Annotated in this window: 12 protein-coding genes; 8 read left to right on the top strand and 4 right to left on the bottom strand. The window is 67.6% G+C overall.

Translation table 11 applies throughout. The features are described 5' to 3' along the window. Window positions 1-42 precede the first annotated feature (42 nt). From BN1263_RS17900 to BN1263_RS17890, 3 genes are read left to right on the top strand one after another with little or no spacing between them, the layout of a single operon-like run. Window positions 43-1,512 carry a DUF3375 domain-containing protein gene (locus BN1263_RS17900; protein WP_058983101.1) on the top strand — a complete coding sequence of 490 codons (1,470 nt, stop codon included), beginning with the start codon at window positions 43-45 and terminating at the stop codon, window positions 1,510-1,512. Next, window positions 1,499-2,200 carry a DUF4194 domain-containing protein gene (locus BN1263_RS17895; protein WP_019658765.1) on the top strand — a complete coding sequence of 234 codons (702 nt, stop codon included), beginning with the start codon at window positions 1,499-1,501 and terminating at the stop codon, window positions 2,198-2,200. The genes BN1263_RS17900 and BN1263_RS17895 overlap by 14 nt, the downstream gene beginning before the upstream one ends. A gap of 16 nt (window positions 2,201-2,216) precedes the next feature. Further along, window positions 2,217-5,597: an ATP-binding protein gene (locus tag BN1263_RS17890; RefSeq protein ID WP_021202048.1), complete on the top strand. Its 3,381-nt coding sequence runs from the start codon at window positions 2,217-2,219 to the stop codon at window positions 5,595-5,597. A 97-nt stretch (window positions 5,598-5,694) separates the two neighbouring features. Here BN1263_RS17890 and BN1263_RS17885 read toward each other — a convergent pair whose 3' ends face one another. Continuing rightward, window positions 5,695-6,474 (bottom strand): sulfite exporter TauE/SafE family protein, encoded by a 780-nt coding sequence (locus BN1263_RS17885; protein ID WP_019658763.1) that lies wholly within the window; start codon window positions 6,472-6,474, stop codon window positions 5,695-5,697. A gap of 81 nt (window positions 6,475-6,555) precedes the next feature. On the opposite strand from BN1263_RS17885, the gene BN1263_RS17880 reads away from it, so the two are divergent. Continuing rightward, complete coding sequence (locus tag BN1263_RS17880) at window positions 6,556-6,948, top strand: YchJ family protein (protein ID WP_058983270.1); 393 nt, start codon at window positions 6,556-6,558, stop codon at window positions 6,946-6,948. On the opposite strand, the gene BN1263_RS17875 is transcribed toward BN1263_RS17880, so the two are convergent. Further along, on the bottom strand, window positions 6,930-8,213 hold the full coding sequence (locus BN1263_RS17875; RefSeq protein WP_058983099.1) for a GGDEF domain-containing protein: 1,284 nt from the start codon (window positions 8,211-8,213) through the stop codon (window positions 6,930-6,932). The genes BN1263_RS17880 and BN1263_RS17875 overlap by 19 nt on opposite strands. Before the next feature lie 150 nt (window positions 8,214-8,363). Here BN1263_RS17875 and egtB point away from each other — a divergent pair, with 150 nt between their 5' ends. The 4 genes from egtB (at window position 8,364) to BN1263_RS17855 (ending at window position 13,671) form a co-directional block, all read left to right on the top strand. Beyond that, window positions 8,364-9,635, top strand: a complete 1,272-nt coding sequence (gene egtB, locus BN1263_RS17870; RefSeq protein WP_019658761.1) for an ergothioneine biosynthesis protein EgtB — start codon at window positions 8,364-8,366, stop codon at window positions 9,633-9,635. Then, window positions 9,632-10,606 carry an L-histidine N(alpha)-methyltransferase gene (egtD, locus tag BN1263_RS17865; RefSeq protein WP_058983098.1) on the top strand — a complete coding sequence of 325 codons (975 nt, stop codon included), beginning with the start codon at window positions 9,632-9,634 and terminating at the stop codon, window positions 10,604-10,606. Before egtB ends, egtD begins: the two co-directional genes overlap by 4 nt. Window positions 10,607-10,684: 78 nt before the next feature. Then, window positions 10,685-12,871: a lytic murein transglycosylase gene (locus tag BN1263_RS17860; protein ID WP_260832999.1), complete on the top strand. Its 2,187-nt coding sequence runs from the start codon at window positions 10,685-10,687 to the stop codon at window positions 12,869-12,871. A gap of 26 nt (window positions 12,872-12,897) precedes the next feature. Further along, window positions 12,898-13,671 carry a DUF2628 domain-containing protein gene (locus BN1263_RS17855; RefSeq protein ID WP_058983096.1) on the top strand — a complete coding sequence of 258 codons (774 nt, stop codon included), beginning with the start codon at window positions 12,898-12,900 and terminating at the stop codon, window positions 13,669-13,671. 6 nt (window positions 13,672-13,677) lie between these two features. On the opposite strand, the gene BN1263_RS17850 is transcribed toward BN1263_RS17855, so the two are convergent. Next, window positions 13,678-14,865, bottom strand: coding sequence for a benzoate/H(+) symporter BenE family transporter (locus tag BN1263_RS17850; protein ID WP_058983094.1), 1,188 nt, complete (start codon window positions 14,863-14,865; stop codon window positions 13,678-13,680). Between the two features lie 94 nt (window positions 14,866-14,959). Further along, window positions 14,960-15,338 (bottom strand): hypothetical protein (locus BN1263_RS20790; RefSeq protein WP_222102702.1); only part of this gene is annotated, 379 nt, incomplete at its 5' end.

The raw sequence follows: 15,338 nt of genomic DNA, 5'->3' as shown, positions 1-15,338 counted from the left end.
TGGCTGCTTGTCCCCACCAGACCTCATGACTCTTTTCGCTGCATGAAGCATCGCGAACGCATTGCCCGTTACCGTCACCTGCGCGAACAGCCCCAGTGGAAGCTGCTTGCCGCCGACCATGCCCCGGAAATCATCGGCCTGTTGCAGGGCCTGCTGATGGACGGCGAGCGCACGTTGCCTTCGTCGGTGCTCAACGAGCGCCTGCAGCGTGCGCTGGACCAGCTCAACGGCGACGAACTCTCGCGCGAGCTGCCGCGGACCGCGCAGGCCTACATCGCGCACTGGCTGGCCCAAGGCTGGTTGGAGCGCCGCCTGCCCGAAGGCGCCGACCAGGAACAGTACGAGCTGTCGACCGCAGCGCTACAGGCGATCCGCTTCGCCGACGGCCTCGAGCAGGCTCGCGTGGCCGCCACCGAGAGCCGCCTGGCACTGGTCATCGAACAGCTCTCGCAGCTGGCCGCCCAGACCGAGTCCGACCCCGATGCCCGCCTCTCGGCGCTGCGCGACGAGCGCGACCGCATCGACGCCGAGATCGCCCGCGTCGGCGCCGGCCGCGTCACCGCGCTGGATGGCAAGCGCGCCCTGGAACGTGCGCGCCAGATCATCGGCCTGGCCGACGAGCTGACCGAGGATTTCCGGCGCGTGCGCGATGACTTCGAGCAGCTCAACCGCGAGTTCCGCGAACGCATCATCGACGATGAAGGCGAGCGCGGCGACGTGCTGTCGCAGCTGTTCGAAGGCGTGGACGTGATCGGCGAGAGTGATGCAGGGCGCAGCTTCCAGGCCTTCTGGCGTCTGCTCAATGACGCCGAGCAGAGCGCCCAGCTCGATGCCGCGCTGGAAGCGGTGCTGGCGCGTGGCTTTGCCCGGCGCCTGGACCGCAACGAGCGCAACTTCCTGCGCGGCTTCACCAGCACCATGCTCGAGCGCGGTGGCCAGGTGCACGACGTGCTGCAGCACTTCGCGCGCAGCCTGCGCGGCTTCGTACAGAGCCGTGGCTATCTGGAGCAGCGCCGCCTCAACCAGCTGCTCAAGCAGGCGCAGTCCGAAGCGCTGGCGCTGCGTGACGAGTTCCCCGCACAACGCGGCATCGGCCGCGACCTGCAGCTGACCACCAGCCGCCTGCGTTCGTGGTCGCAATGGAAGCTGCACGATCCGCGCAGTGCCCAGGTCGATGGCAACGTCGAGTACAACGACGCGGCCGCGATCAGTCTGGAAAGCGTCGGCGATCTGGTCGCTTCGTCCGAAATCGACTTCCGCACCCTGCGCCGCGACCTGCACGACCTGCTCGATGCACAGCCGCGGCTCAGCATCGCCCAGGCCCTGTCGCAGCGCGAAGCGCCGCAGGGCCTCGGCAGCGTCATCGGCTACCTGTCGCTGGGCACGCGTTTCGGCAACGTGGTCGCCGGCGAGCAGGAGCTTGCGCAATGGCGCGGTGGCGACGGCCAGATCCGCCGCGCCCGCATCCCGCTGGTTTGGTTCACCCAGGAGAGACGCCATGAGCTGGCATGAAGATCCCATCGAAGCACCGCAGGCCGACGTGGCGGAAGACGCCTACGAGGCCGAGCCGGCGGCGACCATGGCGCAGCCCCGCCGTGGCAACGACGTGTACTACCTCGGCGACACCGGGCGCCTGCCGCTGGATGCGCGCCGCGCGCTGTGCCAGCTGCTGATCGGCCCCAGCATCGACCAGCTGCGCCACGCCAAGCTGTGGCCCGCGCTGATCCGCAGCGAAGCGGCCATCCGCTCATCGCTGGCGGACCTGTTCCTGGAACTGGTGCTCGACCGCGACAGCGGCGTGGCGTTCACCCGCCAAGCCGATACCGAAGACGTTGATGCGCCGGTGCTGCTGCGCACCTCGCCGCTGACCTTCATCGACTCGGTGCTGCTGCTGTACCTGCGCCAGCAGCTGGCCGAGGCCGATGCACGCGGCAACCGCGCGGTGGTCGCCGACGCCGAGATGGCCGAAGCGCTGGCCATCTATGAAAAGAACCTGTCCACCGACCGCGCCGGCTTCAACCGCCGCGTTGCCTCGGCGGTGCAGAAGATGAAGGACAACCACATCCTGACCCGCCTCAGCGGCCAGGATGACCGCCACGAAGTCTCGCCGGCGCTGAAGCTGCTGTTCTCCGCAGAAGACGTGTCCCAGCTTTCGGCGGTGTACCGCCAGCTGCGCGAAACCCCGGCCGCCGAGGCCTGAGAGACCCGACCATCGCATGGCTATCTCCAAGCACACTCCCGCACTGTTCAACGAAGGCCTGCCGGACCCGCGCCTGCAGCAGTTCCGCATGCGCCGCCTGCAGGTGCACAACTGGGGCACCTTCAACGGCCTGACCGAAGTACCGATCGCCGAGCGCGGCTTCCTGTTCGTCGGCCGCTCCGGCTCGGGAAAGTCGACCCTGCTCGATGCCATGTCCGCGCTGCTGACGCCACCGGCCATCGTCGACTTCAACGCCGCTGCGCGTGAAGCCGAGCGCAGTGGCCGCGACCGCAACCTGGTGTCCTACGTGCGCGGCGCGTGGGCCGACCAGCAGGACAGCGGCACCGGCGAAATCGCCACCCAGTACCTGCGCAAGGGCGCGACCTGGACCGCACTGGTGCTGGAGTACCGTGCTGGTGATGGCCGCGTGGTCAGCCTGGTGCGCCTGCTGTGGATCTCCGGCAACGGCACCTCGGCCGGTGATGTGCGCAAGCACTACATGATCGCCGAGCGCCCGTTCGACATCGCCAAGGACCTCGGCGGTTTCGACCTGGACCTGCGCAAGCTCAAGCAGAAGCTGTCCGACCTGCACCACTTCGACACCTTCTCCGGCTACGCCGAGCGCTTCCGCGACCTGCTCGGCATCGACAACGAGATGGCGCTGCGCCTGCTGCACAAGACGCAGTCGGCGAAGAACCTGGGAGACCTCAACGTCTTCCTGCGCGACTTCATGCTCGACACGCCGAAGACCTTCGACGCCGCCGAGCGCCTGGTCAGCGATTTCGCCGAGCTTGATGGCGCACACCAGGCGGTGGTCACCGCCCGCCGCCAGGTGGAAACCCTGCTGCCGGCGCGCGCCTACTACAACGACCTGAAGGAAATGCACCGCCGGCGCGGTGACGACGAAGCCTTGAAACTTGGCGTCGACAGCTTCCGCGAGAGCCGCCGCCAGGCGCTGATCGAAGCGCGCCTGCGCGAGATGGACGTGCGTGACCGCGGCCTGCTTGGCGAAGAAGCCCAGCGCCGTGCCGCACTGGACAATCACACCGAGCGCCTGGCCGAACTGGAGCTGCAGCGCCGCCAGCAGGGCGGTGAGCGCATCGAGGAACTGGAACGCGAGCAGGGTCGTGCCGAAGCTGAGCGCGACCGGCGCCAGGCCAAGCGCGAGCAGGCACGCCAGGCGGCACAGCAGCTGGGGGCCGAACTGCCGGACGACGCGCACGGTTTCGCCGAACTGGTCGAGCGCGCGCAGAACGAGCTGCAGGATCGCCAGCGTGCCTCCTCGGCACTGGACGATGCGATCAGTGATCGCCTCGGTGGCAAGCGCGATGACGAGCGCCGTTTCGGCGAAGTCCGTGCCGAACTCGAAGCGATGCAGCGCACACCGTCCAACATCCCGGCGCCGATGCAGAAGCTGCGTGCGCGCCTGGCCGAAGAGACCGGCATCGCCGAGGCAGCGTTGCCGTTCGTAGGTGAACTGATCCAGGTCCGCGCGGAAGAGCAGGGCTGGCAGGGTGCCATCGAGCGCGTGCTGGGCGGTTTCGCGCTGTCGCTGCTGGTCGACGACAAGCACTACAACGATGTTGCCGAGTGGGTGAACCGCACTCACCTGGGCATGCGCTTCACCTACTACCGCGTGCGCCGCAACGATGATGCGTTCGCGCGCGAACCCTCGGCGAAATCGCTGCTGCACAAGCTTGAACTGCGCGAGCATGTGTTCGAAAGCTGGCTGCGCCGGGAGCTGGGCAAGCGCTTCGACTACGAATGCGTGGATGCCAAGCAACTGCGCAACGTCGACCGCGGCATCACCCGCGAAGGCCAGGTCAAGCATCCAGGTGACCGTTTCGAGAAGGACGACCGCAGTGCAGTGGGCGACCGCCGCCGCTGGATCCTCGGCTTCAACAACCACGACAAGGTCGGTGCCTTCGAGCGCGAAGCCCAGGAACTGGCCAAGCGCATCGCCAGCTGCGAGACCGACATCGCGCGCCTGCGCGGGCAACGTGACCGCGACAACGAACGCCGCCTGGCCTGCCACGAGCTGGTCAGCATCAGCTGGAACGAGATCGACATCGCCGCTCCGCAGCAGCGCCTGAGCGATATCGAAGCCACCCTGCGCGACCTGCGCGAAGGCAACGCCGACCTCGCCAGGCTGGCCAAGCAGATCGACGCCGTGCGTGCGGATATCGAACAGGCACGCCGCACCTATGAGGACGTTCGCGTCGAACGCGGCCAGCTGGTCAAGGAGCGCGACCGTCTCGATCGCGCCCGCCAGCAGAGCCGTGCACTGGTGTTGCCGACCCTGGCCCAGGAGCAGGAGGCCGGGCTTGCCGAGCGCCTGCAGGAGCAGGGTCCGCTCAGCCTGGAAACGCTCGAAGCGCACATGCGCCAGGTCAGCAACGCGCTGAACGAGCAGCTGTCGTCCTCGCAGCAGGACCTCAACCGCATCGAGAACCAGCTGATCGGCTGCTTCCGCCGCTTCATCCAGCAGTGGCCGGAGGAGTCGGGTGACTTCACCGTCTCGGTGGCCTCGGCCGAGGACTTCCTCGCCCGCCTCGAACGCCTGGAACGCGATGGCCTGCCGCAGCACGAAGAGCGCTTCTTCGATCTGCTGCAGAACCAGAGCAAGAACAACCTGCTGGCCCTGCAGCGCCACAGCGCCGAAGCCCGGAAGTCGATCGGACAGCGCCTGGATGAAGTGAATGCCAGCCTGGAGCAGGTGCCGTTCAACCGTGGCACGCTGCTGACCATCGAACTGAGCGACCGCCGCCTGCCGGAAGTTGCCGAGTTCCACCTGCAGCTGCGCGAGGTGCTGTCGCAGCAGCAGACCGAGCAGCGGGAGCTGGCCGAATCGCAGTTCACCGTGCTGCGCCAGCTGGTCAACCGACTGGGCTCGCAGGAAGGCGAGGACAAGCGCTGGCGCGAGCTGGTGCTGGACGTGCGCATGCACGTGGAGTTCATCGGCGTCGAGCTGGATGCGGAAACGCGCCAGCAGGTGGAGATCTACCGCAGTGGTGCCGGCAAGTCCGGTGGCCAGCGCCAGAAGCTCGCCACCACCTGCCTGGCGGCAGCGCTGCGCTACCAGCTCGGCGGCGCCGACAGCCAGCTGCCCAGCTACGCGGCGGTCGTGCTCGACGAGGCCTTCGACAAGGCCGACAACGAGTTCACCGCGCTGGCGATGAACATCTTCGACAACTTCGGCTTCCAGATGGTGGTCGCCACCCCGCTGAAGTCGGTGATGACGCTTGAACCGTTCATCGGCGGCGCCTGCTTCGTCGAAATCAGCGGCCGCCACGACTCCGGGGTGTTGCTGATCGAGTACGACGAAGAAGGCAAGCGCCTGAAGCTGCCCGAGCGCAGTCGCCAGCAGGCCAACGAACCGGAAGAAGCCGAGGCCTGACCCGGCCGATCGAATGGGGAATGCCGGCCAGCGGCCGGCACCACCCATGGGCGGGGTCCACGACCCGGCAGTGCCGGCCGCTGGCCGGCAACCGCTTTCACGAACCGCGGAACGTGTCCCACGCCATCCGCGCGATCAGCACCACCACCAGCCCCACGAACAGCTTGCGGATGAACGGCGTGCCGCCCTTCAGCGCCAGGCGCGTGCCCACCACCGAACCGATGATGTTGGCTGCGGCCATCGGCAGCGCGAACAGCCACAGGATGTTGCCGGTTGGTACGAAGAACGAGATCGCTGCCACGTTGGTCGCCAGGTTCACGACCTTCGATGCCGCTGACGCGCGCAGGAAATCCAGCCCGAAGAAGCGTACGAACAGGAAGATCAGGAAGCTGCCGGTACCCGGCCCGAAGAATCCATCGTAGAAGCCGATCGCCGCACCGATCGCCAGTGCGATCACCAGTTCGCGGCGGCCGATCTCCTGTGGCCGGTGCAACGCGCCGAAGTCCTTCTTCCACAGCGTGTAGGCCAGCATCGCGATCAGCAGGACCAGCACCAGCGGGCGCACCGCGTCCTTGGGCAGCAGGCTTACCGCAGTGGCCCCGGCGAAGGAGAAGATGAAGGCGGTACCAGCCGCGAACAGTACCGGCTTCCACGGGAAACGCACGTTGCGCGCGTAACGCCAGGCAGCCGCACCGGTGCCGAACATCGAACTGAACTTGTTGGTGCCGAACAGCATCGCCGGTGTCTGCTGCGGCAGCACCGTGAACAGTCCCGGCAGCTGCACCAGGCCACCGCCACCGACGGCGGCATCCACAAGACCGGCGATGAAGGCGATCACCACCAGCCACCACAACTCGGGGGGAACCAGTTCCAGCACGGCGATCAATCAAGGTGGGGGCGCGACAGCATACGCCCTTCGCCGATGGATGCTGGCGGCGCCCCGCGCGACAATGCGCGCATGAGCCGAAAACCTGCCGATCCCTGTCCCTGCGGGATTCCCGCGGAGTACGCCGCCTGCTGTGGCCGTTTCCATGCCGGCGACACCGTTCCCGACGCCGAACGCCTCATGCGTTCGCGCTACAGCGCGTACGTGCGGGGCCTGGCAGGCTACCTGCGCCAGAGCTGGCATCCGGACACGCGTCCGGTCGAGTTGTCGCTGGATGACGCGCCCGGGCAGCGTACGCACTGGCTGGGCCTGACCGTCCATGAGCACACCGTCACCGGCGCTGACAGCGCCGAGGTGAGGTTCACCGCCCGCTACCGGGTAGGTGGCGGCAGCGCGGTGAAGATGACCGAACACAGCCGCTTCCTGCGCATCGACGGTCGCTGGTACTACCTCGACGCAGTCTGAGCCTCAGCCCGCTGTCCGGCGTTCGCCCGGATCTGGTTGCGGCCGCCGTCCTTGGCGGCGTACAGCGCCCGGTCGGCGGCCTTGACCACCGCTGCCGGGCGCGGGTCCACAAGGCTGTCGGCCAGGCCGATGCTCACCGTCACCTGCACCACCGGGCCGTTGCCGCCGCGCCCGCGTTGCTGACGCCCGGCGTCATCGTCGCGGCTGCGGGTGCTGCGGTCGCGCAGCTGCATGCGGGTGTCCTCGATGCTCTGCCGCAAGGCTTCCACGGCATCCATGCAGGCGTCGGCCGGCTGGCCCAGGAACACCACCGCGAACTCCTCGCCGCCGTAGCGGAACGCACGTCCACCATCACCGACCCGCGCCAGCCGCGAGGCCACCAGGCGCAGCACGTCGTCGCCGGTGTCGTGGCCGTGGGTGTCGTTGAACGATTTGAAGTGGTCCACGTCCACCATCGCGATGCTGTAGGTGCCGCGCGCCCGTTGCAGGGTCTCATTGAAGGCGCGGCGCCCCGGCAAGCCGGTCAGTTCGTCGCGGAACGCCATGTGGAACGACTCCTGCAGCATCGCGCCCAGCATCAGCAGCAGGGCCGCACTGGCCAGCGCAGGCAGCAGCACCGGCTGCAGGAAGACCCTCGGCAGCATCCACCACAGGCACAGCAGCGCCAGCAGCATAGCCGTGTGCAGCGGCCGCGGATGCCGCCATGCCTGCCAACCCAGCGCCGCCGTGGCCAGCAGGAACAGCAGCGCCGGCAGCTGCGCCAGCGCGTTCCAGTCGGCCGGGATCCACGCCCAATGACGGTTCGACAGCAGATCATGCATGCCGCGCGGCTGCTGCGCGGCCAGCAGCAGGAAGATCAGCAATGCCGTACTGCTGGCGACGGAGCGCAACAGCAGGTCGTGCCTGCGCCGCCCACGCTCCGGCCACAACGACAGGCCGGCGAACAGCAATGGCAGCCACGCCGAGATGGCATGGAAGCGCAGCGGTGTCAGCGCGCTGACATGGCCGCTGCGCAGATAGCCGCCGACATCCTGGTGTAGCAGCGCGAACATGACTGCCACCACCAACAGCAGGCAGAGCGCACGCACCTGGTGGTAGAGAAGGGCCAGGCCGGCACCGAGGCAGGCCAGCAGCCAGGGCAGAACGCGTTGGGCCGGACTGGCGACGTCTTCGTTGCCCAACGCCGCCCACAGCACCACGGCAACCAGCACGGCGGGCAGCACGAACAGGTAGTGCGCAGGCTGGCGGAGCGGATGCAGGGGCAATCAGGAATTCCAGCGCGGTGACGACGCGGCCGCAGCATTGCCGTTAGCGGCGTTCGGGGCGGCTTCTTGAATGCGGCAGGCCCATCCATGTGAACGAAGTGACGCCGGACCATGACATCGCACTCACCCGCCGGCACCGATGCTGTCGGCATGGACAGCGTACCCGCCGCCGTCGCTGCCCCGCAGCACGATCTCGCCCACCAGTTCGCACGCGTGCGTGCGCGCAGCATGCAACTGGCCGGCCCGCTCAGCGCCGAGGACGCCATGCTGCAGAGCATGGCCGATGCCAGCCCCAGCAAGTGGCACCTGGCCCACACCACCTGGTTCTTCGAACGCTTCGTGCTGGCCGGCTTCCCGGCTGCGCCTGCACATGACCCTGCATGGGACTACCTATTCAACAGCTACTACAAGAGTATCGGCCCCGCCCATGCCCGGCCGCAGCGCGGCCTCCTCTCACGGCCCTCGCTGCAGCAGGTGCATGACTATCGCCAGCAGGTCGATGCACAGGTGCAGTCGCGGCTATCGGCAGGTGACCTGGACCCACACGCGCTGCACAACCTGCAGCTGGGCCTGCAGCACGAACAACAGCATCAGGAGTTGTTGTTGACCGACATCAAGCACGCGTTCTGGTGCAATCCGCTGCAGCCGGCCTACCGCGAGGACCTGCCCACCCCCCCTGGCGCTGCCAGTGCACAGGGCTGGATCGAATCACCCGAGCGCATCGTTACCGTCGGCGCTGCAGCCTGGCCGCAGCACGCTGCGTTTGCCTACGACAACGAATCGCCGCCGCACCGCGTGCTGCTGCCGGCACATGCTCTGGCCGAACGTCCCGTCAGCAATGCCGAGTACCGTGCTTTCATCGATGCCGGCGGCTACCGCGAACCGCGCTGGTGGCTCAGTGAAGGCTGGGCATTGCGTGAAGCCGAGGACTGGCAGCACCCGCTGTACTGGGATGACACCCTGCAGCGCGAATACACCCTGGGCGGTTGGCGCGAACTGGATCCGCACGCGCCGGTCTGCCATCTCAGCTACTTCGAGGCCGATGCCTGTGCCCGCTGGGCCGGGGCACGCCTGCCCAGCGAGTTCGAGTGGGAGGCCGCGGCCGCGTCTCAGGCGGTGCGGGGCCACTTTGCCGATGACGATCACCTGCACCCGCAGGCGGGGCAGGGCAGCGGCCTGCGCCAGCTGTTCGGTGATGTCTGGGAGTGGACTCACAGCGCGTATGGCGCCTATCCCGGCTACCGCCCTTTCGCGGGCAACCTCGGTGAGTACAACGGCAAGTTCATGTGCGGCCAATGGGTGCTGCGCGGCGGCAGCTGCGTCACGCCACGGGGCCATGTGCGCGCCAGCTATCGCAATTTCTTCATGCCGCCGGCGCGCTGGCAGTTCTCCGGACTGCGCCTGGCCAGGGACCTCACATGAGCACCGTGCACGACGCGCTGCAGGCGTTGACCGACCTCACCCCCGGCCGCCAGCAGATCCTCACCGACGTGGTGGCCGGGTTGTCGCGCGCACCGCGCCAGCTGCCATCCAAGTATTTCTACGATGCACGCGGCTCACGCCTGTTCGAGCAGATCACGCAGACCTGCGAGTACTACCCCACGCGTACCGAGCTGGCGCTGCTGGCGCGGGTGCTGCCGGACATCGCCCGCAGCGTCGGTCCTCATGTTCATGTGGTGGAGCTGGGCAGCGGCAGTGGCCGCAAGACCGCGCTGCTGCTGGCGGCGCTGCAGGACCCCGTGGCCTACACCCCCATCGAGATCTCGCGCGCCGCGCTGCTGTCCAGCATCGACCATCTGGCCCCGGCGCTGCCGGACGTCGAGATGCTGCCGGTCTGTGCCGACTTCACCCGCGCGGTCGCCGTCCCGGCACCGGAACGCGAGCCTGCGCGGCGCCTGTTGTTCTTCCCGGGCTCCACGTTGGGCAACTTCGTCGAAGAGGATGCCATCGCACTGCTGCGCGCGATGCGCCAGACCATGGGCCGCGATGGCCTGGCCCTGGTCGGCATCGATCTGCACAAGGACCCGGCATTGATCGAAGCCGCCTACAACGATGTGCAGGGCATCACTGCTGCATTCACCCTCAACCTGCTGGCGCGCCTGAACCGCGAGATCGGCAGCGACTTCGATCTGGACGGCTTCCGCCACCGCGCCCGCTACAGCATCGCGCGGCTGCGCATCGAAACCGATCTGGTCAGCCAGCGCGCACAGGACGTCCGTCTGGATGGCCGCACCTTCCACTTCCAGGCCGACGAGCCGATCCGCGTCGAATACAGCCACAAGTACACCGACGACAGCTTCGAAGCGTTGCTGCTGCCAGCGGGCCTGCAGGTCGTGCGGCGCTGGGATGCTGAAAGCCCGGCCTATGGCCTGCGCCTGCTTCGCGTCCTTTAGCCGCCGCCAGCCCGCGCTGCTTCAGGTTCGCCTACGCTGCGCCTAAGATGGCCCTGCAACGGCAACACGGAGGACGCCATGCCCATTCTGACCACGCTCGGCCTGGCGGCCGTGCTCGCCGCGGCACCCGCTTCGACAGCAGCGCCTGCGGCCAGCAGCGATGCCGCTTTCAGCCGCTGCCTGGCCGTCCTGCAATCGACAGCCGCCAGCCAGGGCATCAGTGCCGACCGCTTCAATGGGATTATCGCCGGGCTCACCCCCGATCCCAGCTTGCTCGGCCTGCTCGACGCGCAGCCGGAATTCACCACGCCGATCTGGGACTACCTGGCCGCGCTGGTCGATCGCCAGCGCGTGGACGATGGGCGCGTCCTGCTGCAGCAGCATCGGGCCCTGCTTGATCGGGTGTCGGCCCAGTACGGCGTCGATCCGGCCACCATCGTCGCGGTCTGGGGCGTGGAGAGCGACTACGGCCGTGTGTTCGGCAAGCGCCCGCTGCTGCAGTCGCTGGCCACGCTGTCCTGTGCCGGCCGCCGCCAGCCCTTCTTCCGCGGTGAGCTGCTGGCCCTGCTCAAGTTGATCGACCGCGGCGACCTGCAGGCACAGGGGCTCACCGGTTCCTGGGCCGGCGCCTTCGGGCATACGCAGTTCATGCCCAGCACCTATGCACGCATCGCCGTGGACGGTGATGGCGATGGCCGCCGCGATCTGGTCGGCAGCATTCCCGATGCGCTGGCCTCCACCGCCAATTACCTCAAGCGCGCCGGCTGGCGCAGCGGAGAGCCGTGGGGCATGGAAGTGCGTATCCCGCCCGGTTTCGACGCCAGCCAGGCCGGGCGCACCCAGCGTCGGGCGCTGGCCGACTGGCGTGCGCAAGGTGTGACCGCATTGGATGGCAGCGCGTTGGCCCCGGCCAACCTGCCTGCCGACGCGCGCGCGGCCCTGCTGCTGCCGGCGGGCGGCAAGGGCCCGGCGTTGCTGGTGTTCCGCAACTACGACGCGATCTACAGCTACAACGCTGCCGAAAGCTACGCGCTGGCGATCGCCACGCTGGCCGACCAGCTGCGTGGCGGCACGGGCCTGGCCACGGCCTGGCCGACCGATGATCCCGGTATCGGCCGCGATGAGCGCCGCCAGCTGCAGACCCTGCTGCTGGCCCGCGGCCACGACATCGGAAGCGCCGACGGCATGATCGGTACGGCCACGCGTCGCGCCATCCAGGTCGAGCAGCAGCGCCTGGGCTGGGCCAACGCAGATGGGCGCGCGGGACAGCGTATCCTTCGCACTCTGCAGAACGCGCCGCGCACTGCACCGGTGCCCACGCGTTTCATGCTTCCCAGCAACTACAGTGCCGTGCAATCGCCGGCCATACGGAGTCGATCCCACGTGCAGCAGATCCAGGGTGTACGCAGCGGGCAGTACCAGGGGCTCGATGCCTGGCTGGTTGAAACCGGCGACGCCAGCGCGGCCATCAGTGTGTTTGGCGGCCAGCTGCTTTCCTTCGTGCCCAAGGGCCAGCCGGATCTGATGTGGCTGTCCCCCCGGCGCGCCGAACTGCCCACGCCGATCCGCGGAGGCAGCCCCGTCTGCTGGCCGTACTTCGGCCGCCAAGGCCAGGACAACGACGTGCCCGCCCACGGTTTCGTCCGTACCGTGCCGTGGGAACTGCAACAGGCCCGTCGCCTGGACGACGGCAGCATCGAGCTCACGCTGGCACCCCCGGTGCTGCAGAGCCTGGACCTGCGATTGAGGATGACTGTGCGCGTAGGCCGCCAGTTGACCCAGCGACTGATCACCGAGAACGTCGGCAGTTCCCCTGCCAGCATCACCCAGGCGCTGCACAACTATTTCCGCGTGGGTGATGCCAGCGCGGTGGATGTGGACGGCGTGGACGGACTGGACTATCTGGACAAGTTCGAGAACTATGCGACGCCGCGTCGGCAGCAGGGCGCCTGGACGTTGCGCGATCCCCGTGATCCCGGGCGCAGCGACCGCATCTACACGCAGGCCAAGGGTCACTATGTCCTGCGTGATCCGGTGCTGAAACGCCGCATCGACATCCGTACGGAAGGAAGCCGCTCGCTGGTGGCGTGGAATCCCGGTGCCGAGGCTGCAGCGAAGATGGCAGATGTGGGTGAGGGCTGGCGCGACTACGTCTGCCTGGAAGCGGCCAACGCCGGACCCGACGTGGTGACCCTGCCGCCGGGTGGCAGCCATGTGCTGTCACAGACATTGTCCGCGGCACCGTGGACACCGGTAACCCGGTAACGAATCAACGCAGCAAGGATGTTTTCATGCAGGACGCACAGTGGTGGTACGCCAACAGCAGGCAGAGCGAAGGACCGGTGGACCTGGCCGCCCTGCGTCGCCTGCAGCAGGACGGCACGGTGACGGCACGCACGCTGCTGTGGCGCGAAGGCATGCCCTCGTGGCGCCCCTTGGCGGAGCTGGAACAGGATTCAACGCCCATCGAGATGGCGCCGGCTCCGGATATCGACACAGCCCCACCGGTTGAGGTCGTTGCGCCAAGTGTCGGCGATCCGTCCGATCCGTATCGAGCCCCCGCCGCTGCACCGGATACGGCTGCCGCCGCGGGGCTGGAGGGCGAGATGGCCTTGTACGGTAGCGTGGTCGGCGGCAACTTCCCGATCTATCGCCAGCGCTGGCGACTGGATCAGGGCATTGCCACCGCCAGTGGAACCTGGCACTGGCCGGCCTTCCTGCTCGGCCCGATCTGGATGATGTACCGCAGGATGTACCGCCTGGCGGCAATGTGGGTCGGCCTGCTGCTGCTGATCAGCGTGGTGGAGACCTTGCTGGATGTGCCCGAAGGCGTGTCGCTGGTCATCACCATCGCGCTCAGCGTCACCACCGGCACCTTTGGCAACACCTGGTACCTGGCACACTGCCAACGCCTGATCGCCCAAGCCCGTGCCGTCAGCGGCGGCGATGACGCACGGCTGCGCAGCGAGCTGACCGCACGCGGCGGCACCAGCGTGGTCGCCACACTGGCCGCCATCGTCATCTCGGTGGTGTTGAGCACCGTCGGCGCCGCACTGGCGGGGTAGGACAGGTCAGCGGCCCTGACGCGGCCGCAGCACCAGCAGGCACAGCGCACCGGCCACCAGGCCCCAGAACGCCGAACCGATGCCGGCCAGTGAGACGCCGGAGGCGGTGACCAGGAAGGTGACCAGTGCCGCCTCGCGGTCCTGCTCTACCGCCAGCGCACTGGCCAGGCTGTTGGCGATGGTGCCGAACAACGCGATACCGGCCACGCAGGCCACCAGCTCCTTTGGGAAAGCCGCGAACAGGGCGGCCACGGTGGCACCGAACAGCCCGATGACAATATAGAAAGCCCCAGCGGCCATGGCGGCGGTGTAGCGCCGTGCCGGATCCTCGTGCGCATCACGGCCCATGCAGATCGCGGCCGTGATCGCGGCCAGGTTCAGTGCGTAGGCACCGAACGGCGCCAGCAATGTATTGACCACGCCGATCCAGCCGATCAGCGGCGACACCGGCGCGTCATAGCCGGAGGCACGCATCACTGCCACACCGGGGATGTTCTGCGAGGCCATGGTAACCACGAACAGGGGCAGGGCGATGCCGGCTACCGCAGTCCAGGACAGGGACGGGGTCACCCATTGCGGCACCGCCAGCTGCAGCTGCACCTGCTGTGCGTGCAGCAGGCCACGGCTGGCTGCGACCGCGATGCCGACCAGCAGTGTGGCGATGACCGCATAGCGCGGGAACAAGCGGCGTCCCGCCAGCCAGGTGGCGAACATTGCCATTGCCAGTACCAGTTGGGAATTCATGGCCACGAACACGTCCAGACCGAAGCGCAGCAGCACGCCGGCCAGCATGCCGGCGGCCAGCGCCATCGGCACCCGCTGCATCAATCGTGCGAACACCCCGGAGAAGCCTGCCAGCATGCCAAGCACCGCAGCGAGCAGGAATGCGCCGGTGGCTTCAGCGAGCGAGTCGCCACCAGCACCGACCACCAGCATCGCCGCGCCCGGTGTCGACCATGCGGTCACCACCGGCACGCGATAGCGCAGCGACAGCCCGATGCAGGTGACACCCATGCCCAGTCCCAGTGCCCACATCCATGAGGCGATCTGTGCCTGGTCGGCACCGACAGCCTGTGCGGCCTGGAACACGATCACTGCGGAACTGGCGAAGCCGACCAGCACGGTGATGAAGCCGGCGACCACGGCCGGCACTGAAAGGTCGCGCCACCATGCTTGCCGCACCTGCATGTTCATTGCCGTCTCTCCTTGTTGCATCCGTGCATTGATAGCCGTTGCGGCGTTGACCGCGCAACGCGCGGGCAACGCCGCAGTGATCTTCGAGCGTACGTCATGCCTGAAGTCGCGGCGCTTCTGTCATCACCATGAAAAAAAGCCTTGACGAAATCTGCAGGATCTCTAGAATTCGCCCCCTTGCTGCAACGCATCGCTTCCTCGGAAACGGCACGCGATCAGCAACGCCATCACCGGCGAACGAGTTGATCGAACGAAGGTGTTGACGGACTCGAAAAGTCCGGCATAATAGGCGGCTCGCAACGACGAAAGGCCCACGGGCCCAACGACGAAGCAGCATCGGCAACATCGTCCACTCCGGTGAGGCGGCCTTGAAAAAAGGTGTTGACGAAGCGGAAAAGCCGGCTATAATGGGCGGCTTCGCTACGAAGGAAACTTCGCGGCACACGGGAACGGCGCTGAGGCCACTTCCCCTG

The sequence above is a fragment of the Stenotrophomonas thermophila genome, from assembly GCF_001499715.1.
In the GTDB taxonomy this organism is placed as follows: Bacteria; Pseudomonadota; Gammaproteobacteria; order Xanthomonadales; family Xanthomonadaceae; genus Stenotrophomonas; species Stenotrophomonas hibiscicola.
This window is presented reverse-complemented; position numbering and strand designations above follow the sequence as displayed.